This is a genomic window from Salinimicrobium sp. TH3, from assembly GCF_026676115.1.
GTDB lineage: Bacteria > Bacteroidota > Bacteroidia > Flavobacteriales > Flavobacteriaceae > Salinimicrobium.
Genome location: NZ_JAPONB010000001.1, coordinates 581,027 through 604,450 on the forward strand (window position 1 = coordinate 581,027; position 23,424 = coordinate 604,450).

At 37.5% G+C, this 23,424-nt stretch carries 22 protein-coding genes; 19 read left to right on the forward strand and 3 right to left on the reverse strand.

Annotated features, from left to right (window positions below):
* Positions 1-475: 475 nt before the first annotated feature.
* From OU683_RS02500 to OU683_RS02510, 3 genes are read left to right on the forward strand one after another with little or no spacing between them, the layout of a single operon-like run.
* Entirely contained in the window at positions 476-1,756 is a 1,281-nt protein-coding gene (locus OU683_RS02500; RefSeq protein ID WP_268134813.1) for a DNA methyltransferase, read from the forward strand.
* A gap of 3 nt (positions 1,757-1,759) precedes the next feature.
* On the forward strand, positions 1,760-2,878 hold the full coding sequence (locus OU683_RS02505) for a DUF262 domain-containing protein (protein WP_268134815.1): 1,119 nt from the start codon (positions 1,760-1,762) through the stop codon (positions 2,876-2,878).
* Positions 2,875-3,558 carry an MAE_28990/MAE_18760 family HEPN-like nuclease gene (locus OU683_RS02510; RefSeq protein WP_268134816.1) on the forward strand — a complete coding sequence of 228 codons (684 nt, stop codon included), beginning with the start codon at positions 2,875-2,877 and terminating at the stop codon, positions 3,556-3,558. The genes OU683_RS02505 and OU683_RS02510 overlap by 4 nt, the downstream gene beginning before the upstream one ends.
* A 393-nt stretch (positions 3,559-3,951) precedes the next feature.
* On the opposite strand, the gene OU683_RS02515 is transcribed toward OU683_RS02510, so the two are convergent.
* Entirely contained in the window at positions 3,952-5,028 is a 1,077-nt protein-coding gene (locus OU683_RS02515) for a type I restriction endonuclease (protein ID WP_268134817.1), read from the reverse strand.
* A 260-nt stretch (positions 5,029-5,288) separates the two neighbouring features.
* On the opposite strand from OU683_RS02515, the gene OU683_RS02520 reads away from it, so the two are divergent.
* The 5 genes from OU683_RS02520 to OU683_RS02540 all read left to right on the forward strand — a co-directional run bounded on the left by OU683_RS02520 (position 5,289) and on the right by OU683_RS02540 (position 9,857).
* A complete protein-coding gene (locus OU683_RS02520; RefSeq protein WP_268134818.1) occupies positions 5,289-5,978 on the forward strand; it encodes a hypothetical protein in 690 nt (229 codons plus the stop codon).
* A gap of 402 nt (positions 5,979-6,380) precedes the next feature.
* Positions 6,381-7,253, forward strand: a complete 873-nt coding sequence (locus OU683_RS02525; protein ID WP_268134819.1) for an amidohydrolase family protein — start codon at positions 6,381-6,383, stop codon at positions 7,251-7,253.
* A gap of 352 nt (positions 7,254-7,605) precedes the next feature.
* Positions 7,606-8,379, forward strand: coding sequence for a hypothetical protein (locus OU683_RS02530; protein ID WP_268134820.1), 774 nt, complete (start codon positions 7,606-7,608; stop codon positions 8,377-8,379).
* Positions 8,380-8,636: 257 nt separating this feature from the next.
* Positions 8,637-9,311, forward strand: a complete 675-nt coding sequence (locus OU683_RS02535) for a hypothetical protein (RefSeq protein ID WP_268134821.1) — start codon at positions 8,637-8,639, stop codon at positions 9,309-9,311.
* 162 nt (positions 9,312-9,473) lie between these two features.
* The gene (locus OU683_RS02540) at positions 9,474-9,857 is read left to right on the forward strand and encodes a nuclear transport factor 2 family protein (protein WP_268134822.1); all 384 of its coding nucleotides are present in this window, start codon (positions 9,474-9,476) and stop codon (positions 9,855-9,857) included.
* Between the two features lie 186 nt (positions 9,858-10,043).
* Here OU683_RS02540 and OU683_RS02545 read toward each other — a convergent pair whose 3' ends face one another.
* Positions 10,044-10,712, reverse strand: a complete 669-nt coding sequence (locus tag OU683_RS02545) for a hypothetical protein (RefSeq protein ID WP_268134823.1) — start codon at positions 10,710-10,712, stop codon at positions 10,044-10,046.
* A 629-nt stretch (positions 10,713-11,341) separates the two neighbouring features.
* Here OU683_RS02545 and OU683_RS02550 point away from each other — a divergent pair.
* The 9 genes from OU683_RS02550 to OU683_RS02590 all read left to right on the forward strand — a co-directional run bounded on the left by OU683_RS02550 (position 11,342) and on the right by OU683_RS02590 (position 21,201).
* Positions 11,342-12,796, forward strand: coding sequence for a toxin-antitoxin system YwqK family antitoxin (locus tag OU683_RS02550; protein ID WP_268134824.1), 1,455 nt, complete (start codon positions 11,342-11,344; stop codon positions 12,794-12,796).
* A gap of 477 nt (positions 12,797-13,273) precedes the next feature.
* Entirely contained in the window at positions 13,274-15,181 is a 1,908-nt protein-coding gene (locus tag OU683_RS02555) for an adenylate/guanylate cyclase domain-containing protein (RefSeq protein WP_268134825.1), read from the forward strand.
* A gap of 136 nt (positions 15,182-15,317) precedes the next feature.
* Complete coding sequence (locus tag OU683_RS02560) at positions 15,318-16,802, forward strand: M61 family metallopeptidase (protein WP_268134826.1); 1,485 nt, start codon at positions 15,318-15,320, stop codon at positions 16,800-16,802.
* Positions 16,803-17,109: 307 nt separating this feature from the next.
* Entirely contained in the window at positions 17,110-18,336 is a 1,227-nt protein-coding gene (locus tag OU683_RS02565; protein ID WP_268134827.1) for a porin family protein, read from the forward strand.
* 15 nt (positions 18,337-18,351) lie between these two features.
* On the forward strand, positions 18,352-18,504 hold the full coding sequence (locus OU683_RS02570) for a hypothetical protein (RefSeq protein WP_268134828.1): 153 nt from the start codon (positions 18,352-18,354) through the stop codon (positions 18,502-18,504).
* 96 nt (positions 18,505-18,600) lie between these two features.
* A complete protein-coding gene (locus OU683_RS02575) occupies positions 18,601-19,101 on the forward strand; it encodes a hypothetical protein (RefSeq protein ID WP_268134829.1) in 501 nt (166 codons plus the stop codon).
* Between the two features lie 5 nt (positions 19,102-19,106).
* Positions 19,107-19,949 (forward strand): tetratricopeptide repeat protein, encoded by an 843-nt coding sequence (locus OU683_RS02580; protein WP_268134830.1) that lies wholly within the window; start codon positions 19,107-19,109, stop codon positions 19,947-19,949.
* Positions 19,930-20,511, forward strand: coding sequence for a GNAT family N-acetyltransferase (locus OU683_RS02585; RefSeq protein ID WP_268134831.1), 582 nt, complete (start codon positions 19,930-19,932; stop codon positions 20,509-20,511). Before OU683_RS02580 ends, OU683_RS02585 begins: the two co-directional genes overlap by 20 nt.
* Before the next feature lie 138 nt (positions 20,512-20,649).
* Positions 20,650-21,201 carry a hypothetical protein gene (locus tag OU683_RS02590; protein ID WP_268134832.1) on the forward strand — a complete coding sequence of 184 codons (552 nt, stop codon included), beginning with the start codon at positions 20,650-20,652 and terminating at the stop codon, positions 21,199-21,201.
* Between the two features lie 23 nt (positions 21,202-21,224).
* Here the strand turns inward: OU683_RS02590 and OU683_RS02595 are convergent, their stop codons facing one another.
* Complete coding sequence (locus tag OU683_RS02595) at positions 21,225-21,440, reverse strand: hypothetical protein (RefSeq protein ID WP_268134833.1); 216 nt, start codon at positions 21,438-21,440, stop codon at positions 21,225-21,227.
* 295 nt (positions 21,441-21,735) lie between these two features.
* Between OU683_RS02595 and OU683_RS02600 the strand changes: the two genes are divergently transcribed.
* Positions 21,736-22,278, forward strand: coding sequence for a lipocalin family protein (locus OU683_RS02600; RefSeq protein ID WP_268134834.1), 543 nt, complete (start codon positions 21,736-21,738; stop codon positions 22,276-22,278).
* An 11-nt stretch (positions 22,279-22,289) separates the two neighbouring features.
* A complete protein-coding gene (locus tag OU683_RS02605) occupies positions 22,290-23,255 on the forward strand; it encodes a hypothetical protein (protein WP_268134835.1) in 966 nt (321 codons plus the stop codon).
* The last annotated feature ends 169 nt before the right edge of the window (positions 23,256-23,424 follow it).

Consider the following 23,424-nt stretch of genomic DNA (forward strand, 5'->3'; position numbering starts at 1 on the left):
AAGGAAAAAACGGGTATAGTAAACTCATTCCAAATGAACCTTCTACATTTCTTCTTCCTCCACAAATACTACGGAGGTTGACATTAGCAGCAGCAATGCCAGTAGCGATCTTTGGAGCATATAAAAATTTTGAGAATTATAAGAGAGCTAAATGGGATTTTTTGAAGGTTCTATTGCCGAAACTACAGACAGGGAAAAGACGTTGAAAAGTTTCTTCAGGAAAAGAGGTTCCTGTAGGAAATTATGTTATTTTTAACAAATCAACTATTTTATAAAAACCTTTAACTAGTCTCGGACAATAGCAGAGCTAATTGAGAGTAATTTTTTGATGAATTAAATAGGAACCTTATTAAAAACTAAATTTAATATCAGTCTTGACTAATAAAAAACGATTATTTCCATAGCTCAATTTAGTTGATGGGTGTTTTTTTTATTGTGTAGATTTGCTGGATGTAGAGATTACTTAATTAGAGCAATGTTCAGAAACATCAACATCATAAACCCAAAAATAGTTGCAAAGGAAAAATCTTTTAGCAAATACTACGCTGGTTTTAATGATGAATTCGTCAAACAATTCTTACTTTCTTCAGAACTTGATTCTTCATCGAAAATTCTAGATCCTTGGAATGGTGTTGGTACAACTACGACAAATGCAAATTTTCAGAATTACAGTTCTATAGGCTGCGATATTAATCCTGTAATGGGGTTATATGCTAAAGCGAGGCTGTTTAAACAGGAAGATGTAAAGATGCTTTTGTCAATTAGAGATGAGATAGTCAACCAAGTTCTGGAAAGAAAATCTGTTGGTGTAGATATTAAAAACGATCCGTTGTTGGATTGGTTTAGTCCAGGTGCTACTAAAAACCTAAGAAAAATAGAAATTAATTTGAAAAGGCTTCTATTATCTGATGTTCACAACGATAGCGCTAACAGCATTGAAGTACATCCTTCCATTGTCTGTTTTTTTTATGTGGGGATATTTAAAACATTGCAAACGTTGGCAAAGGATTTTAAATCTTCAAATCCGACGTGGATCAAAAAACCTAAAGTAGAAACAGAAAAATTAAGACCTCCAAAGACTAAAATTTTATCCATTTTTAAAAATGAAATTGAGAATATTCTATGTACTCCGGAATTTCATGGTGAGGGTGCCTCGGAAAAAAACGTTGACATTAGAATAAAGAGCTCTTTAAATACTGGAATAACTGATAATTCTGTTGATTTAGTTTTAACATCTCCACCTTATTGCACTAGAATTGACTATGCAATAACTACTCAAATTGAATTGGCACTCCTTAGGTTCAATTCAGAACAGATTAGAAACCTAAGAGATCAAATGATAGGAACCTCAACAATCTATGCAGATGATTTTGAGTGTCGTGAGGAGTGGGGGGAAAAAACTAATTTATTTTTGGAGCAAGTTTATAACCACGCATCTAAGGCTTCTCAGACCTATTACTATAGGTCACACTTCCAATACTATCAATCAATGTATAAATCTATATGCCATCTTTCTCAAGACGTAATTAAACCCGGCGGAGGTCTAGTATTGGTCGTACAGGATTCGTTCTACAAGGATATACATAACAATCTTCAAGAAAATTTAATTGATTTAGCTTCAAAAACGGGTTTGGATCTTCAGAATAGGATCGACTTTAAAGTTAAAAGAAGTATGTCTAGTATTAATTCCAAAAGTAACAAGTATAGAAATTTCATTTCTCCAACGGAGAGTGTTCTTTGTTTCACAAAAAGCTAATAAATGACTTCACCTGATATTATCACTGCCATTGAGTCGAAGGTTCAAAAAGCTCATACCCAAAGCCTCGATATTTCTTTAAATGAGATGCTTGACATGAAAAAAAATGGAGAGCTAAACATTACACCAGATTATCAAAGACTATTTCGGTGGAGTGAAGGAGCTAGATCTAGATTTATTGAATCTTTACTTCTTGAAATGCCGGTACCACCCATTTACGTTGTGGAAGAGGATGACGGAAAATATGTTTTAATAGACGGTTTACAACGAATTTCTTCATACCTGCATTTTCGAGGTGAGCTGGAGGCTAGTCATCTCGATCCACCAGTAAAACTAGGGGATTTTTTAGTATTGTCAGACTGCGATATAGTACCGGAGTTGAATGGTCTGAAATTCACAGAATTGCCAACGGCCTTACAAATTAGATTAAAAAGATCGTTTATACGAGTTGAAGTTGTTCGTAAAGGGAGTGATCCAAAGTTCAAATACCATATGTTCAAGCGATTGAATACTGGGGGTGTATTATTGACGGATCAACAAATGAGGAATTGCACCATTCGACTTCTGGATCCTCAGTTTAACGATTTTATTATTGATTTGGCAGAAAATAATGAAGATTATAAATTGACTACTCAACCACTCACTACTGATCAATATTTTAGCTCCTTCAACCATGAATTGGTATTGAGATATTTTGCTTTGAAAAATAATAAGAGTGAATTTGTACATGATGTCTCGGACTTTTTAACAGATTATATGGAAAAAGTGACAACAGGAGAATTGGGTTTTGATTATGAAACCAATAAAAAAGTTTTCGAGAAGACTTTCAAGGTACTCGCTTCTGCTGTTGGTTCCAAAGCGTTTGGATATGCTAATAAAAATCGTGATAAGGTAACAAACTCAGTAGGGGTATACCAATTTGAGGCATTCGCAATAGGAATATTACCACTTTTGGATAATCTGGATCCTAATGACCAAGGACAGATGAAAGCCCTTGGCGAAAAGATTATTGAAATAAAATTGTCGAATGATTTCATAAGTTTAATAACAGGTGGCGGCAAAAACTCCAAAGGTCCTTTAAACAACCGGATAGAATATGTTGAAAGTCATTTAGTACTATGATAGTAGCTATCTGGGCGGAAATTGAGGAAGAATTTACTTGGCGTATTGATGAACTGCGTATCCTGAGAAATCAAATTGAACAATTAAATAATGAAGATAGCAAAAGGATTTTGCGAAGATCTACCTTATTGATGATGTATGCTCACTTCGAAGGTTTCTTTAAGTTTTCTTTTCATCTTTATATCAAGACAATTAATCAAAAGAACCTTCCATGTGGGGAGGTAAATACTCATCTCTTAGTAAGTGCTTTTAACGATATTTTTAAAGATCTGAGAAATCCTTCTAGTAAATCAAGAATTTTTTCTAGAGCCTTGCCAGATGATGGAAAACTTCATTCTCTGGCGAGATCTGTTGAATTTTTAGACAATCTGCAATTGAACCTGACCCGAACTGTGTCAATCCCTGAGAGCGTGGTAGATACTGAATCCAATTTAAAGCCCGTGGTGTTAAAAAAAATTCTTTTTATGTTGGGCTTAGACTATGAGATGTTTAGTGATGAGCAAAGTGATATCAATAGATTGCTTTCCGTTAGAAATAAAATTGCTCATGGAGAGTCGAGATCAGGTTTGGAGAAGTCAGATTTTAATAAGTTATACGACTTGACATTTTCTCTATTGCGAACTATTAAAACAAAAATTATGTCTTCAATTACAAAAGAGGAATTTAAAAAAGTACCTTAGTGCAAAACCCTTGTACATCAAAGGTTAACTATCTCCTCTCAAAGCTCTTCACTTTGCGTGTTTAAAAAATATCGGAGGCTTCCATTCAAAAAATTCCTCTTCTAATTTGTAACATTTCAGATAAAAAGCAATCTTTATTTGAAACAAAAACAAGAATAGATCGTAAAATTAAAGCTGAATTTATACCAAAACCCAGTATCCTTTTTCTAAAGTTTCTAATCTTGTACCTCAAAAATCAAACTTTCTCAATTACCTTCCAAAAATGTCATTTTTTGAGGATCCATAAAATTGTGTGTAACGAACAGGTTTATCTGCCATCCCGCTACCGGCATTATTCGGGACCTGGTGCAATATTTTTTCATTGTATTTTAGAAAATTTATTTTTGAATTGTTTTACCCAACCATCTTTCCAATTTCCGGATTTTCGTAATGCTCTACCACCTTTAAAAGTTGTTTTTCAAAATTGTAGATATCATCTACGCTCTCGATCCTTTCTTTAACCTCCTTTTTATTGCTGTCGAAAAGACTTATGTATTTTATTCCCCCATTAAGGTGCAAACGGCAAATGGGTTTACGGTTATTGTCATCCAATAAGATCCCAAAATAGGATTGGGTATCACGATGGACGACCCTATCTTTTGAAAGTTTTCTTCTAAGGATGGCCAGGACGATATTGAAGCCTTCCATTTCCTCTTCTGTAGTGTCAATTTTACTCGTAGGTTCTTCTTGTATTAATTCTTCTTTCTGTTTTTCTTCCTCATTGTTGAGTGCGGAATTCAGTCGATCGTTTACTTTTTCACTAATAAACTGGCCAAATGCTTTTTTAACCAAATCGCTGAATTCCTCTACCACATTGGCTGTTAATCGTCCACTGTAAACCTGGCAGGTCAAGAGCTTAACAAAATCGGTAGAAGGGCTTTGTATTTCTCTATCTATTGTTTGTTTTAATTCTCTGGTATACTTGAGAGTACTAGCGTTGTCCACGATCTTGTTCACATCAAAATTCGACTTGTGAAACTTTTCTATTTCTTTAGTTGTTCCGTCTTTCAGCTTTGTAATATCAAATTCAAAAAATGGTTTTTCATCCATCTTATTTGGCTCCTCCAGATCTGTATAAAATTTATAAGTGATCCCATTGGTAAGGAGTGCAAAACGCGTTTTTGTGACATGGAAGTATCTGAAGAGCTGAGACGAATTGTGCACATTCAATTCGGAACCCCAATGTTTACATTCAATGATGAGAATAGGAGCACCATTTTGATAAATAGCGTAATCTACTTTTTCACCTTTTTTCAGTCCCAGGTCGGCAGTGAATTCAGGGACAACTTCAGTAGGGTTGAAAGCATCATACCCCAGAATGTTTATAAATGGAAGAACAAAAGCATGCTTTGTTGATTCTTCTGTTCCAATTTGGTCTTTTAGTTTTTCTACTTTGTCGGCGAGTCCTTTCAGCTGGTTGTGTAATTCCATAATATGATATTATTAAATAATTAGTTCGGCTTAATAACGTCATATGGAAAGTAGTGCGAATACTATCCTCCTTCTATCGTGGTAATGATCGCACAGCTGTAGGGAAAGTGCAGTAATTCTTTTTGTTCTTGTCTAAGAAACAGTGAATTATTCAAATATATCAAAAAAATCGAACCTTCAGCAGCAGAAAAGAGAAAGAAATAATATCTTCCAAAAATACAATTCCTATACCTATTTAAATTTTCTTAAACCTCCCAAAAATGACAAAATTTCTATCCTTTCTGTTCTTATGCCTAGTGACAACAAGCTGCATGGATGATGAAATGAGGAGACCTGTTCCTGGAGGCGCGCCTCAGGAAAAAGAATTTGAAGAAATAAAAGCTGTCGCCCATTTGCCGGTACATATTGATAGCACAAAATACCTGTTGCATCCTATCGGGGAACTGGGGGAGGAGAGATCAGGTTACTTCAGCTCTGGAAGTTCGGCGGGGAATAATGTTTTTCAGTCTTCAGATGTGCTTCGGGGGAGAATGACCAACCTTAAATTTCAGCAGTTAAATTCCGAAGAACTGGTCCCGCTAACAAATGAGCAGGTGGTGATCTATTCTGTTCAATTTCTGCGCAGCATCTTTGAAAATACCGGAAAGCAATTTCTGCTGTACGAAATGCGGGATCGGGATACCAATGGTGATGAGAACCTGAGTGAGAAAGATGCAAGCTCACTTTACATTAGCAACATCAACGGGGAAAACTTCAGAAAATTAACTCCCGAAGGTGAACATCTGCTGCAATTGACGGTAGTTGATGAGATGAACCGGCTCTACTTTAGAACCAGGGAAGACAGCAATGGAGACGGGCAATTCGATAATAACGACCGGCAGCATGTGTATTATGTAGACCTGGCTCCCGCAGCATTAAAAGTCACAGCATACTTTCCGCTAAAAAGTTAGATTACTTCTGCCTTCGCACTTCTAAAATCCAGCTTCCACTGTTAGCTCTCAAAAATGGCATTTTTGACTATCTTTTAAATTGACCTTTTAACTGACAAATTCGAGTTCCCAAGCCACAACTTATGTTATTCGGGACGTTGTGAAAAATGCCACTGACAAAAAAACCTGAGAAAAAAAAGCTGATGGTATAAACAAGGGATTTTTAAAATGAAGTTTTTGGAGTAAGAAAACTTGAAACCAAAGACTCAAACTACCTGATATATAGTACGTTATCTTTCGTTTTACACAAAATAATATTAAATTTATAGAATATACATTAAAGGTACTTTTGGTGCTTGTGTAGAACTCCCGGGAAAGTAACTAATAAGTGCTTCCTTAGAGACCTGATTTTATATCAACAAAATGAAAAAAATAACCCTTTTATTCACCCTGATGATTTCTATCAATCTCTGTGTAGGCCAGGTTATAGATGTACACCTGCATTCGTATACTGATGATATATATCATGGAGGGCATCCACATCCTGCAGGGAATATTCCGTCACCTCCTACTGCTGAAGCACATCTCGATAGAACTATTGAGTTAATGGATTCTTTAAATATTGATTATGCTGTTATCAGTAACAGTATAAAAGCCAATGAAAAATGGATGGAAGCAGACGACCGGTTTATTCCTGGATATGGTGCCAATACAGAAATGATTCCAGTAGATGAATTTGAGGAATTAATTAAAAACGGAAAGATCAAGGTCTTTGGGGAGATCGGATCTTCCTATGAAGGAGTAACTTTAGCCAATCCCATTTACAAGCCATACTTAGAAATTTGCAACAAATATGGTTTACCGGTTATGTACCATACTGGCCCTCCCAATCCGGGTTCCAAAAGTAAGGCAAAAAGAGTATTTAAAGGCGATCCTGCATTAATAGAAGACGTTATTGCAACATATCCTGACCTAAAGATTTGCCTGCAACACGCCGGTGCGAGTTTTTGGGAGAATGCTGTGTTGTTAATGGCATATTACCCAAATGTTTATGCTGACTTAGGTGTTCTATTATGGGTAAGTCCACTGACACAGGAAATGGCCGTGGATTTCCTCAAAAGGTGTAAAAAGTATGGCATACTCAAAAAGGTGATGTTTGGCTCAGACCAGATGGTATGGCCCGAAAGCATAAAAATTTCCATAAATTACTTGAATTCACTCGATTTTTTAACCGAAGAGGAAAAGAGAATGATACTTTACGAGAACGCCAGAAAATTTTTGGGATTAATGGATTAAAACTATTCATCACAAATCTGTACGGCCAGTTTACAGAGGCAAAATCGTTTAATTGGAAGTAGTTCAGCATCGTTGAGTGGTGAAAACATCAGGTCTTAAAGAGTCTTTTTTAAGAAGTAAGAAAATTTGAACTTTAAAGGCAAAAATGCAGCTGACTTAAAAGCAAAGCCTGCTGACTCGAACAGGTGGCACTATTTCACAATAATGGCTATCCAAAAATGGCTTTTTTGAGAACAATTTTCCTACATTTATTTCCATTAGAAACAGCCGGTTCATCTGAAAGTGCATTCTTCCCTACACGCCACTTTTGATAGCCGGGACGTTGTAGCACATATGATCAAAATATCTCAAAATGGGAAGATTACACCTGTTTGAATTTGAAGACCAAAAATGGTTTCCTGATTTTTTGAGAAACTATATGACTGATTTTTTGCAATATTTATCTAACAAAGCTAAAATCTACAAACCTATTATTCCTATAATCAAACAGGGTTTGAATAAAAGTGGAACCAATCAAATAATTGACCTTGGTTCTGGAGGTGGTGGCGGACTTATTTGGTTGAACTCTGAATTGAAAAATGACATCCCTGACCTGAAAATAATCCTGACTGACCTTTACCCCAACATTCCAGCATTTAAATTCACAAAAGAGCAAGCGGACAATTTTGAGTATGTGGAAAAGCCTGTTGATGCAAGAAATGTACCCGAGGAATTAAAAGGGTTGAGAACTCAATTTTTATCATTGCATCATTTCAAAAAAAATGATGCAATGCAAATTCTTCAAAATGCCATTGACACAAACAGCCCAATTGCAATATTTGAAGGACAAGAAAGAAGTATACCTAGTATTTTGGCAATGATATTTTCGCCAATAAGTGTTTTATTGACAACGCCATTTATAAGACCGTTCAAACCTGGACGGATTATTTTCACATATCTAATTCCTGTTGTTCCTCTGTTTGTTTTGTGGGATGGCATTGTTTCCTCATTGCGGACTTATTCCATTAAGGAAATGAATGAACTTGTTGAGAACCTAAACGGAACAGAAAATTATGATTGGGAAATAAACAAAGTTAAATCAGGACCAGGTGTCGTTTTATATCTACTTGGAACTAAAAAAGAATAAATACGTGCTACAACACCGTGTAATAAACATTGCTTAATTTAGATTAGCTCTTTGGTCGTTTCTTTGTTTGCTAGCATCTGATTTTCCTTCGGAAAATCCTCTCACTCACAAACGCAACGTTCCTTGTACATAACGTTAGCAGCAAGCTGACTTAAAAAACACTTTGAGTATTATTCATTTTTTGATTTCAAGTTCAAAGAACAGAAAAAACAACTTTGAAAACTCACACATTTAATCTATCAAAAGAGTATAATTAGATGGCTATTAGAAATATAATTTTTCTGTTACTTTTTACCCTACTTAATTTTAAAGTTCAAGCTCAGATAAAACCTATTTTATATGGGGGAATCGACTATTATAGAGATAAAGGTTTTGAAGAAAATGCTTACGTAAATTTTAATATAGGAACACAATTATTTAAATGGAATTTTATTGCCCCTGAAATCGGATATGAGCATTATTATGGTTTGGTGAATGAGAACAATGAAATGAATCCAAATGACCCAAATGCAAGGGCTCCATCTAAATTAAAGACAAGATATTCTACCAATTCTCTTTCATTGGCGCCAAAGTTAATTTTCGGAAACAAAGAAGCCGCTTTGGTTGTCATTCCACAATATAATTTCGGAGAAATAAAAGTGCGGGGGGATTTATTAAAAGATACCGGAAAACAATATGTGCTCGATGACCAGCAAAAGATATCAGAATCTATTTCCTATTTGAGCATTGCTGCGGGCGTAGAAGGGCAATTTTTTGAGTCCGAAGTTTTGCATTTTAGCCTTTTCTTAAAATATAATTTTTTGAATTCATCGAAAATTTTGGAGAAAATTGAAATACCACAAAGTCGACTAAATTCTAATGGAGGAAGTGCAGAAGGTTTAGGACTTGGGTTTAGGATATATTTTGATTTAATTGAATTATTGAAACAATAAAAAGCCAGCTGCCAACAACGTATACCGCAAATAGACGGTTAAGTATTAAAGAAATTAATTAAATTCATGGTTCAATAATATCTCTAGCCGACCAATTCGTGTCCCCTACTCCGCCAACTGGCGATAACCGAGACCGTTGTGGGGCATTAAAGAGCTAGTAGAATGAATAAATCAATTGAACATTTAATCGAAGCATTTAATACAGGTTGGACCCAAGGTGAATTTAACGCAGTTGAATCAGTTCTTCACGAAAATGTCGTTTTTATAGCGCCTGATTTAGCAACTGAAATAGTTGGAAAAAAAGCATGTCTAGAAACAATTAAAGCATATTCAAGTAATGCAAATACATTGTTATTTGAAGTTGAAAAACAAAAAATCAATGTTTGGCACCAGACTGCCAATATCTCAATGAATTATTACATTGAATATCTTATGAACGGCAAGAAATACAGAGAAAAAGGTAAGGAGTTTTGGACTCTGATTAAAGAGAATAATGACTGGAAAATAGTGTGGAGAGCAATGGTTAGTAGCGAAAATTTAAAATAAGAACACCACACAACAACGCATATAGCTTTTGGCAGGTGAAGGAATGAAAGAAAGGCTTTCGCTCCGTAGCCAGCCATGGTTTCGTTGGACAGGGAAGTGTCTCAAAACTGCCACAAGCCATATGTCAACCTTTGTAAAACATTAAAAATCAAAATGAATAAATAAAATTAGGCAGCAGGCAGATCATTATAGGTCGATCCTATCTTGCAATTCAAGTACCATAAGAGTGTCCGAAAATACCCCTTTTTGTATCATGTCCAGTAATTCTTTTTTAGTCCATTTTAATTCGAAATAATCGTACTGACCATATTTGTGCATATAACTGTAAATTTTTTTATGATTGGATAAAGATTCTAATTTTTCAATATCGAGCAGGCAGAAATGAATAGTCCCATGGCTGTCTTTTTTAAGGTAGACCGTTGACCACCATTGATTTTGCTCTTTGATGTTGACAATGTGATCATTTTTTATTTTTCGCAAAAAAGTATTGGTGCCCAGGGGGTATTCCATCACATATTTTTCTAAAAAGTAAATCGTGTCCTCTATTACTTTAAAAGGAAATCCCCTGCTTATTTCCTTTTTAGGATCACCAATGAGGTAAATTTTGTTGTCTTTGATGATATAGGAAGAATCGAGCTCCTTAGTTGATAGTTTACTTTTCTCGGCCTCCAGGCTCCTGATAATGTCTTTTTTAATAATGATAGTGTCCTCTTCAATAACCCAAACCCCTCTATACTTAGCGGGAAATGAATAAATATTTTTTGAGTCTACGGGTAGTGGGTCTGAGACATAAACTCCCGAACAGGAAACCATTAATAGCAACAGGCTAAAAATGAACAGCGGTTTTAATTTCATCTTTCCTTTTGTTTAAATGAGCGGGATTTGCCTTCTTAATGTGGTCTTCTAAAATGTCTTTTGAAGCACAGTACATTGGTCGTCACCATCTCTTGAAGGATTCCTCTATAAAAGGTACAAAATCAGTATTTTAAGAATCATGAGAAATATCAGGAAGAAGAAAACTTAACTGAAATTCCAAAACTTCTAACCTCGTACTTCTAAGATCTAACTTCCGCGAGGTAGATGGCTCCCCGGTAATTATCGAATTATCGAACCTGAACCAGGGTAACCAATACCTCCTGGGACCTGAACCCGAATAAACAAGTTTTAATTACTTCAGGTAAAAGTTGATAAATAACACCGCCATGAAAGAATGAAAAAAAAGGCCCTTTTAGGGCCTTCTCTCTTTAAGAAGCATTCCCGGCACTCCTCCATCTCTTCCAGTAGTACCTGATGGATGGTATCTACTGCATTATAATATACCCTTACCCGGGTATAAAAAACCCTGCTGTTCAGGTATTTCCCATCCCCGATTCCTTTTCCATCTTTGCTTAGTAGAATTTAATCAAAAACAAGAATAAAAAACCGAATAATAAGGGACTACCCGAAAACAGAAAAAACATTCAATTAATCAAATAATCAACATTATGAAAACAATTTCTAACATCATTCTTGCACTGCTCTTCTGCAGTTTATTGTTGTCCTGTTCTAAAGATGATGATATTCATGAGACTCCTACCCTGCTAATTGCCGACCTGTTTGAAGATACTTCTATTATGGAAAATTCTTCTGAAATAGAATTCAAGGTAGATTTTAACAGGCCTTCAGCAGTAGACGGATCTATTGTTTTGAAAGTTACCAGCACAAATAATGAGGAATTTCAAACAAACCCTCCGGTAATCAATGGCGAAATCGAACTGGAAGTAACTAAAGGAAGCGGCTATTCAATTTTCACGATTAGCCCTGTAAATAATAATCTAGTTGATGGTAACAGTACGGTAAAATTCGAGCTGGAAGAAAGCAGTGAGGGAATAAGTTTCGGAACTAAACGAACTGCAGATGTCGTAATTATGGACGACGACACACCCGCTACTGCTTCATTTGTTACTCCTTCTTTGAACCTTTTGGAGAACGAACCTGGAGGCGTAGAAGTGAAAATTCTTTTGGCAGGATTTTCAGTACCCGAAAGCTCCCTGCTGGTAGAAATAGAAGGCAATACCGATAATTACTTTATAAGTTCCTACCCGGCTATGGACCAAAACCAAAGGATCACCATACCTGTCGCTTCAGGAACTCTGTACACCACCTTCCAGATCTATCCCAGGGATAATTCCTTACTTGAAAATCACCACGATTTGAAGCTTAGACTGGTCCCAAATAATGCGGGAGTGAACATAGGTTCACTTTCTGAAATAAACCTTTCCCTCAAGGATGACGAGATTTATGGAAAGATAAAATCTGTTGAAACGGTTACCACCAACGGCAAAAGAGATAAAAGAACTTACGAATATGGCGTGGACGGAAAAGTAAACAAGGTTCTATGGGAGGATGAGACTGCATCGCAACCGTCCGGAACAAATAATTACTATTATTCCAGCAATGGTTTGATAGAAAGTGTTTCTTCCTTTCCAGGTGATGGCGAGGACTTTTTCTGGGAGAATGGCAAAGTTGTCCGGTCTGAAGTTATAAGTGGCTTTGCAAAAGTGGGTTACAGTCTTTACGATTACAATACCGCTGGAAGAATAAGTACTAAAACGACCTATAAATTAAAAACGGGTGGCAGTTTTGAACAATATTCAAAACATGAATATGAATATTATGACGATGGAAACCTAAAAAAGGAAAGCATCTTTAAAGCCGGGAGCAATAATACCTGGGTGTTTGAAAGCAGCCTTGCGTTGGATAGCTATACCGACAGGATGAATCCGGCTTCCATTGAAATAATTCCCACCCTTAAAGTACAGGAACATTTGCCGCTTTACTATACTTTCATAAAAGAAGGCGTAAACATTGTCCATTATTACATCAATAAGTTCAACGAGGAGAACCGGATCACAGAGCGCAAGAGCCAGCTCGAAACGGTAACCTACTCTTACTACTAGAATTACAAAACCGGCCGATTGGCCGGTTTTTTCTTTTTAAATCCACTGCCCCGGAAAAGCTTATTGGCTGTGAAATAAAAATTAGTTGCCCAGGTTTCTATTTTTTTAAAAGAAAAAGAATCTGAATGTTAGCAAAAAAGAGAATGATACGCCATTAATTTCCCGAAGATAAATTAAAGTAATAGCTCTACCGGAATTATCAGAAAGCTTCTAAAGACTACCTTTTTTTTAGCTTCACCTTGTTGGGTATCATAATTTGTTCAAAGTAAAACCTGCTTTTGCTATTTCAAATCCTGTTCTAATTGTTAAGGTAATTAATCTTACCCCTGGATAACCGGCAAATATCGGAAGTTCCCATAGTGAGATTTTGATTATCTTTAAAAGATAACCTGACGACAGCCGAAAGGCCATGGCGGGAATTCCCAAATCTACCATTCGCTTCAACCGCAGGCATGTGAACCATTTAAACACACTGCCATGCGTATAAAGATCATCATACTTATATGCATATTAAGCGAATTCCCCTTGAAGGCTCAGGTGAACCTCGACTCCCTCTATTCGGTTTGGCAAGACCAAACCCAACCAGATTCCATTAGAACTAATGCCTTCTCTGACTATATCTGGGATGGTTATCTTTTTTCTCAACCCGATTCGGCAGCTATTTTAGCAGAAGAATTGGTTTCTTTCGGGAAGGATAACAATTATTTGAGGGCACAATTTGCGGGATATACCCTTCAGGGAGTATCATGGGTGAACAGGAGTGATTATAAAAAGACACTATCCTATTACATACGGGCCCTGGAGATTGCCAAAGAGATGGATCATCCTGCTGCTCTTGCCATTGCATACAGTAACCTGGGGAGTGTTTATCATGATAAAGGTGACTTAACAGCAGCTCTGGATAACTACCTTAAAAGTCTGGAGGCTAATCCAACTATGAAGATGGGTACTACCTTCCTTAATATTGGAAACATCTATAAGAACCAGGGTAATTTGACAAAGGCGCTTGAATATTACAGGAAAAGTTTGGAGCTGAATAAAAAAGAAGGGCATCAGCACGAGCAGGCAAGTAGCCTTTCCATGATTGGAGGCATCTATAGGGAGCAGGAGGATTACGCTCGTTCCCTCGACTATTATTCCCGAAGCCTTAAGATCTTTAAGCAAATCAACAACCAAAACGGAATTGCCGATACTTATAGTGATATAGGAGTTTTGTACGACAAGCAAGGTGAATATCAAGAAGCGCTGAGGTACCACAAAAAGAGTTTAGCAGTTTACGAACAACTGGGAAATATGGATGGTGTTGCTCTATCTTTAAATAATCTGGGGGCAATTAACCTGGAATTAGGAGACTATGGCAAAGCACTTGAAAATTGTCAAAGAGGTTTTGATATTTCTGTAAATATCCAGTCGCTGGTTAGAAAAAGGGCGAGCTGCTCTTGCTTATATGATGCCCATAAAGCTCTTGGCAATGATGACAAAGCCCTCTACTATCTTGAGCTGTTGAAGGCTGTTGAGGATAGTCTGAATACCAGGGAAACAGCAAAAAGACTTCAGCAAATGGAGTTTCAGGAAGAAGCCCGCTTGATTCAGGAAGCGCATGAAGAAGAAGTGCGCCGGAAAGAAAGAACAAGAAACATAAGCTTCATAGCAGGTATATTTTTCTTGCTTTTAGCCGGGAGCTTTTACATGCGCTGGCATTATGTGCGTAAATCAAAGGCTTCTTTACAAATTGAAAAAGATCGTTCAGAAAACCTGCTGCTGAACATTCTTCCTGAAGAAATTGCCCGGGAGCTTAAGGAAAAAGGGAAAGCTGATGCGCGGGAATTCGATATGGTAAGTATTCTTTTCACCGATTTCAAAAATTTTACAGAGCAGGGCGCTAAACTGACTGCTACAGAGCTGGTGAATGATATCAATGACTGCTTTGAGGCTTTTGATGCAATCATCGAGAAATACGGAATTGAAAAGATCAAAACTATTGGTGATGCCTACATGGCGGCCGGTGGTTTGCCGGTTCCTTCAAGCGATTCAGTAAAAAGAACGGTTTTGGCTGCACTGGAAATGCAGGAATTCATAAGCAAACGAAAAGCAAAAATGGAGGCTTTGGAAAAACAGGCTTTTGAAATGCGTGTAGGCATTCATACCGGCCCGGTGGTGGCAGGCATAGTGGGCATAAAGAAGTTTCAGTATGATGTGTGGGGAGATACGGTCAACACCGCCAGTCGAATGGAATCTCATGGGGAGGTGGGACTGGTGAACATAAGTCAAACTACCTATGATCTACTTAAAGATGATCCTGAATTCAATTTTCAAAGCCGGGGTAAAATAGTAGCAAAAGGTAAAGGTGAGATCGAGATGTATTTTGTCGCCAGGAAAAAATAAGAAGGGAAAAACCCCGAAAAGAAAATCTCCCATTAAATTCTTTATTTAACCCAGGGCCTAATTTGCTTTAAAATAGATTCGACATTTTAAGTGTAACATTCTTTATAAAGATTTGTCATTATTTGAAACAAGAACAATGAAAAGGATCTTCACAATAATAGTTATCAGTTTCCTCTTTTTATCTTTTAAACCACATCAAAAAGATGAGGCTATTACCTATACCATTGCATTTAACAGGGATAATATCAACACTGCAAAAGTAAAAGCTGAATTTACACCAAAGGACAGTATTCTGTTTATGGATTATGGAGCAGACCATCTCGAAAAACGATGGGCAACTTTTATTCATAATATTAAGGCGGTGAACGGGGAAGGGAAACCAATTACAATGGAAGAACTTCCCGATGCTAAGTGGAAAATCCACGCCCCACTTAATGAAAAGATCGTTTTGACCTATGATGTGCATCTCGATCATGAAGATTACGAATGGGACGGTGGTATAGACGGAGTGGCATATGCTACCGGAATGGGCGTATTTTACACGGGAAGAACCCTGTTCATTATGAATGGAGAATATCGAAAAAATATTGAGGTTGATTTCCAGCTACCTCAAAATTGGCAGGTCACCACACTCTGGTCTATAAAGAGCGATGTTGCTTCTGTCTACCGGGTAAGGGACAATAACGACCTGGCGAAGGCAATGATATTTGCTGGAACCCATAAAGAGTTTTCTATAAAAAGGGATGACTTTGAATTGGTGTTTGCACTTGGCAGTACAGAAATTATCAATGATGAAGCCACTTACCGGAATCTGGCAGAAGGTGTGTTAGATTATTATATAGCACTTATGGGCGGAATCCCAAGACCTGCGCCTGAGGATCCATTTAAAAAGATGGTTGTGGTTATTAGTTCCCATCCATCCATTACAGATGGTGAAGTCATTGGAAATAATATTAGTATTCTTATTGAGAAAGATGCTGATCAATTCTCAAAAACCATTTCCAGATTCATTTTTGCTCACGAATTCTTCCATCTGTGGAACGGCAAATCTTTTAGACCGGCCGGTGAAGATACAGAATGGTTCCGGGAAGGACTTACTAACTATTATACCTTAAAGGCATTACACCAGGTTGAGTTCTTAAATGATGAATCCTATTTGGATTTTTTAAGTAACTTCTTCTATGCCCGTTACATCAATGATCCCGGAGTAGGGACCTTGTCGATGTCAAAAGGTGAAGAAAAGCATGAACATTGGGGATTGGTATATGGCGGTGGTATGCTCGCGGGAATCGCTCAGGATATGATCATTCGCAATGCTACAAACAATGAAAAAAGCATGGATGATCTAATGAGAAGTTTATATTTTAAATATGGGAATAGTAGCGATGCCTATACCCTTGAAGAACTTCAACGTTCGATGTCTGTCCTGAGTGGTACTGATCAATCAGATTTTTTCAATTCCTATATTTTAGGCACCAACAAAATCCCGATCGAAAATTATTTGCCACTGGCCGGACTGAACGCCAGCATTGAGAATGGAAATTTAATACTGTCAAAAAAGGAGCAGCAAAGACCGGAGCAACAAAGAATAATGGAAGGATTATTTGGGGCATTAAAGTAAAAGGCAAAATCTAGATTTAATGTTGTCCCAATTGGAAAGGCTGAGGTTTTAAAGGTTCCAATTGCGAAATGCCGATACCAAAATCTAACCCGTACTTCTACAATCTAACTTCAAGAATCCCCTTCCCAAAATATCATTTTTAGAACCTTTTCCACAGCAATTTCTGGTTGGTGACAATGAAGCATGTTTAGAAAGTTTCTCTAATGAAAATGCTGCTATGTAGGAATTTATACTATTTTTAACAATCCTTACAAAATTATTGTAAAGTAATACTCCAATACGCGAGCACATTGACAATTCAGAATAAATGAAACAACAATTACTTCTAGTCCTGGCAACAGCATTTATTAGCTTCAACTGCTATTCCCAGATCAATTTCGAAAAAGGATATTACATTGATAATGAAGATCAAAAGACAGATGTCCTGATAAAAAACATTGACTGGAAAAATAATCCCACCGAATTTGAATTTAAACTTTCAGAGGATAACGAATCCAGGAATGCCGCAATTAAAACAGTAAAGGAATTTGGAATATACAACGTTTCAAAATTCAGCCGGCACCAGGTAAATATTGATCGATCCAGTGGGAATTTAGATCTCTTGAGTGAAGACAGTAGCCCTGAATTTAAGGAAGAAGAGCTTTTTTTAGAAGTATTAATAGAGGGAAAAGCTAATCTATACCTGTATACTGACGGTAATATTACAAGATATTTTTACAGTAAAGATGATTCCAAAATTGAACAATTGATATTTAAAAAATATTTGACTCCCAACAATAATATTGGTACAAATGAGGGGTACAAACAACAATTATGGAATGATTTGGAATGTTTGACTTTTACAAGGAGAAAGGTTGAAAATGTAGACTACAGGAGAAATGAGTTAGTAAGTTTTTTTGAAGATTATAACAAGTGCCATAACGAGGACTATGTTAATTTTGAAGAAATGCAAAAAAAGGATCTATTCAATTTAAATATCCGGCCCGGTTTTAATTATTCATCTCTTACCATACACAACAAGGTTACTGATTACAAGGATACCGATTTTGATAAGGAATTCGGGTTTAGGTTAGGAATAGAGGGAGAATTCATTATGCCCTTTAATAAAAACAAATGGGCGATCATACTTGAACCAACATATCGTAACTATAAATCTGAACAGTCGCAGGAATCGGGTAGCGTTTCAGGGGGGATCCTTGTTTCAAAAGTTGATTACAAATCAATTGAACTGCCAATAGGGGTGCGGCACTATTTATACTTCAGTGATAATTCGAAACTTTTTTTAAACGCTTCTTACGTTGTTGATCTTAATCTCGATTCAACACTTGAATTCTTTAGACAGGATGGCTCAATGCACTCCTCACTGGACATTAAACCAAAAGGAGTTATAGCACTGGGTATTGGATATAAAATCAAGGATAAATACAGCATTGAAATGCGATATCATACCAGCCGGGAACTATTAGTTGGATACGCTTACTGGAGATCTGATTATGAAACTGTTTCAATGGTATTTGGATATTCCTTGTTTTAAAAAACACCATATAAAATGAATAAGATAAGGATAATTGGTGCAGTCCTCTTCTGTATTGGAATAGCGGTTCATTTTTTAGTGGATACTGAAGATTTCGGCTTCTGGGCTGGAGCAGCAATGGGAGCGGGTGTGATTATGTTATTGATCGGAAAAATTAAATGGCCTTAACTGATCTCTCCATAGATTAATGTGAATAATGGAATGAAACTTTGAATTTATCCATAGACCTGAAATGGTTTTCAAAGTAACTTAAATATATCCGTTTTGACTAAAACAAATCTCTTTCTCCTCCTCAGCTTTTTAATGGCTGCAAGTTTAACCGGCTGGTTCTATTACCAGGTTGATCATGAGGTGGGGGAAATTAATTATGATGACAGCCGGGATGATCCTGCCTTTGAACTTTGTGATGAAGATAGAGTGCAACAGGATTATTCTCCTGTTGGTGCCAATTATCGCGGCGGAAAAAAAGCTATCGAAAGAGAACTCCTGGAAGGGTTGCAGGAGAAGTTAATTTTTGAAGGATCTGGCTTGATTACCCTTAGGTTTGTCGTGAACTGCAAGGGGGAAACAGGACGCTTCAGGATATGGGCTATAGACGGGGAAATACAGGAAAAAGAATTTATTCAGGAGCAAATCCATATGTTTAAAACTTCCGTAGCACAACTGGAGCATTGGGAACCGGGCTGGTGGGAAGAAAAGATATTTGACAGCTATTACCAGGTCAATTTTAAGATCAAAGACGGAAAGATCACAGATATTTTCTAGAGCTTATGAGAAAGTTTTTCAACATTCTAAAGATTATCCTTACCGTGATTTTGTTTGCCTATTCGCTGTGCTTTCTGCTTTTCATTTTTGTCATGCCTAAAGAAAGGCGGTTTGATTTTGCAGGGCATATGCAGGGCAGTTATTTGTCACAGACGATGTTTGATGTGCTCACCTGGCAGCATCCAACCTATGCCAAGGCCTATTTCGAACAGTCGGTCGCATTGAATAAACGGGGGGAATACGCCAAAGGATTTCGGTTGCTGGACAGGGCGGTTGAGCTGGATCCAAAAATGCACCTTGGCTATCGCGGGTACATGAAGCTGCGTTTTCTTCGGGATTATGATGCTGCCCTGGCAGATCTTGACCGTCTCGATAGTCTTACTCCAAATCATACCGATGCGCCCTGGGGAGAAGATATTGATTTTCTAAGAGGGGAAGCCTGGTTTGGAAAAGAAAACTACCGGAAGGCGATAGAAGTATTCAACCGCAGCCTGGAAAACCAGGGGGAGGATTGGGCAGATATTCAAACATTCGTATACCTGGGAACGGCAGAACATAATCTGGGTAATTATGAGCGGGCTATTGTAGAATACAACAGGGCTTTAAAATATTCTGCTTCAACACCCGAAGCACATATGGGCCTGGCGCAGGTCTATCGGGAAACCGGGGATCTGGAAAAGGCCCGGGAGCACATTTTAGAAGCAGAGAAGAGCATGGTTTATAAAAGAGAGGATTCCTACAACGAGTATTTGAATGAGATCTATTACAGTGATATAACAGCGATGAAGAAGGAGTTGGATCTTGAGACGGCTTCAACCAATATTGTTGATGAACACTCCCGGTCCTGAAGTTGAAGCTGAAAAAATGACACTACTCAATAATTACCTTTTCACTTCCAGGCGGCTCGGTTTCCGGCCATGGACTTTGGATGACCTGGAAGAATTCGCCGCACTGAATGCTGATCCTGCGGTGATGAAGTTCTTTCCGAAGCCATTACGCAGGGAGGAGTCGGCTGAGTTTCTTGAAAGGTTATTCGATCATTATGCGAAGCATGGCTACTGCTACTTCGCTGTGGAGTTGCTGGAGACTGGAGAATTTATTGGCTTCACAGGCCTGGCTTATCAAACTTTTGATTCAGAATTCACGCCGGCCACAGATATTGGCTGGCGGCTTAAAAGAAGAGCGTGGGGGAAAGGCTATGCTACCGAAGGCGCCAAAAGATGCATTCAATATGCTTTTGAAGACCTGAAGCTGAATAAGATAATTTCCACCTGCCCAAAATTAAATCATCGTTCTGAACGGACAATGCAGAAGATAGGGATGGTTAAAATGGGAGAGTTTGATCATCCGCGACTTCAGGAGTTTCCCAAACTTCAAAGCTGCGTGTGGTATGAGCTTGTGAAGGGGTGAAATCCGGGATTTTTCAGCCCGGGTTTTATCATTTTTTTAATAGATTTGGAAACACCTAACAGGAAAGCCGGTATTTGAAATGCTAATCTTGTGCCGGTGAAATATGCATGTAACTAGCATACTCATTACTCTTTAGACATGATAAACAGATTACTCAAAACCGGAACTATAATTGGAATGGCCATATGCGTCATTGGATACATGCTTTTAAAATTGCTTTCCTTATCCGCGGGATATTTCAACATCTATGACATCACATATTCATTAACGGCTTTGATGGGTTGCTTATTTATTCTGACGGTTAGCCAATTCGTTAAGGAAAAGATTTACGACGTATTAAAAATTATTGGGCTTCTGTTTGTAGTGATGTTGGGAACCAGCTTACTCAATGAATTTTATGTTTTTGAATTTAGCAAATATCATGTGTTTTATATCAAAATCCTTCCTATGCTTTTATTTACAGGGATTTATTCCATGTATCTGGATTACTTCAGAAAAAAGGAAAACCATGATAAATTAGATTATTGGAAAATTATCCTGTTAACGTTGATCATCATTAACGTATACTTCATCCATTTCAATTTTCACACCTCCTTATTTAAGGATGTCAATCAGGTTTTATTCTGGATAATCGTTACCGGAATTCTACTGAATGAATATATTGAGCCGAAAGTGGGGCGCATTGAGTAACATGGGCCACACTGAATAAAATCTTAAAGATCTGGATTGTCTTCTATTTCTTTGATTCGCTTCTGTATTTTAATCAGGTTATAAACTATTACAATTCCACTTAAAAGTAATAGCGAATAAATAGCCCAGCCCCAGGGAATAAAGATCATGGCAAACCCATAGCACACAAATGCAAAGACCGCAGCCGCAATGAGAATGTTCCGGGCCTTCTTTGCTTTTTGGAGTTGTTCCGGGGTCATGTGTTTAAATTATCTGCCAAAAATAGGGAATTGCTGCTGCCATTGAAAAGCAAAAAGTTTCGGGTATAAAAATCTATCTCAATTTTGCTGAAAGTTTTACTATCCTGAAGAAGAGTGACTAAAGTTCTGGTTTTCAGCAGTGCGGTAAAGATGTTATTTTGAATAAAATTGTAAAAAAAGAATCTATAAAGGATTTTTTTAACTAATTTGGTGATAGAAGATCCTGCTGCCGCTTTAATTAATGGCTCTCCCTACCTTCATCTTCTGCTTTTAAACCAACCAAAAAAAGCACTTTATGAGAGCATTAAAAATTATGCTGTTCCTAGCAGCACTGGTAAGCTTTGTTTCCTGTTCAAAAGAAGAAAACGATCCCGAATTAGAGACGGAAATGCTCCTGGGGGAATGGCACCTGGAAGAGTTTAATTATTCGGGCACCAATGTTTATTCAGCCGGTAATGAGACTGCTTCGGTTTCCTATACGGGAGAAGCCGTTGAAATAGATTTTGAAACTGTTTTTCTCAAGGATGGGACTTATATAACTGTGGGCACCTACACCATTATCCTTACTTCAACTGCCGAGGGAGAAACTACTGTTGAGGAGTTCACCTATTCTGATATTAATACCACCGGGACCTACAATATTGATGGCAACAAGATCACTACGACCCATGAACAGGAATACCCGGGACAGGAGACGATTGCCGAAATTAGTGAGGGTGTAATAAAGGAGCTTACACCAAACAGGTTGATCCTTACTTATGAATATAGTGGCACCACAGAAGTATGGGGAATGGAAGTAGAAGTTAATACCAATGTTATTCAAATTTTCTCCCGATAATAAAACCCATAATGAAAAAGACATTACTATGGTTGCTGCCACTCTTTATCTTTTCGTTTTTATCTTCCTGTGAACCCGAAGGTCCGGCAGACAAAGATCCCGACCCGCCTGTCGCCGAAGAGATTATCGAAATTCCAGATGAGTACTTTAAAAATGTCCTGGTCAACACCAATTCTATCGACACCAACGGAGATCATGTAGGGGACAGCAATATCGACCTGAACAACGACGGGGAGATCCAGCGCAGCGAAGCTGAATTGGCCAAAAGCCTGATCATGAATTATAATTATCATGAAATCGGAAGACTTGTTAGCTTCACCGGGATCAGTAATTTCACCAATCTTGAGTACTTGAAGATTACCGGAATTGGTTACTATCCTGCTGAAGAAATTGAAGTGGAAAAGTTGATGAGTTATGATTTTACAGGTCTGGTAAATTTAGAATATCTTGAATTTAACAACCTGGTCACCAACTGGAGTGAATCTCTCGATCTTTCCGGTCTTGGCAATTTGGCTGAAGTTAGACTTATAAATAACAGTCCTTTTTACGAAGTTTTCACTGATGAAAATATTGTACTACCGGTCAATTTTATGGATGTGGATCTGGAAAGCACGGGTAGCTTGATTAACCTGGATATTACCAATAGTTTTTTAAATATAGATTTCTGTCAGGTGCCATCTCTGAAAAAGCTCAACATGTTCTATTTGGAAGGAGGGGAGCCGGAGGTTTTCGATTTTCATTGTCTGGAAAGTTTAGAATGGCTAAACATCGGTGAGAACGTGATCGAGTCCCTTATCCTTTCAAATTCATCTGTTTTAGAGACTTTGTTAGTCCAAAATATTGGTTCCTGGGGAGGGCACTACTGGAATTATCCTTTCGTAAAATATATCTGTATTGATGATATTCCCGAGGAACATGAGCAGATCGCCACTTTAATAGATGAACATACGGTGGTGGTGACCGACTGTAGTTTTTAGAACATCCGGAAAGGTGGTTCGGGAAGGAGAATTAGCTATGGCGGCAAAATTTCAGAATAAATATTGCATTGAATCCACCCGATTGCAGAAATGGGATTACAAATGGGATGCTGCATATTTTATCACCCTTTGCACAAAAGGCCGGGGGCATTTTTTCGGTAAAATTATT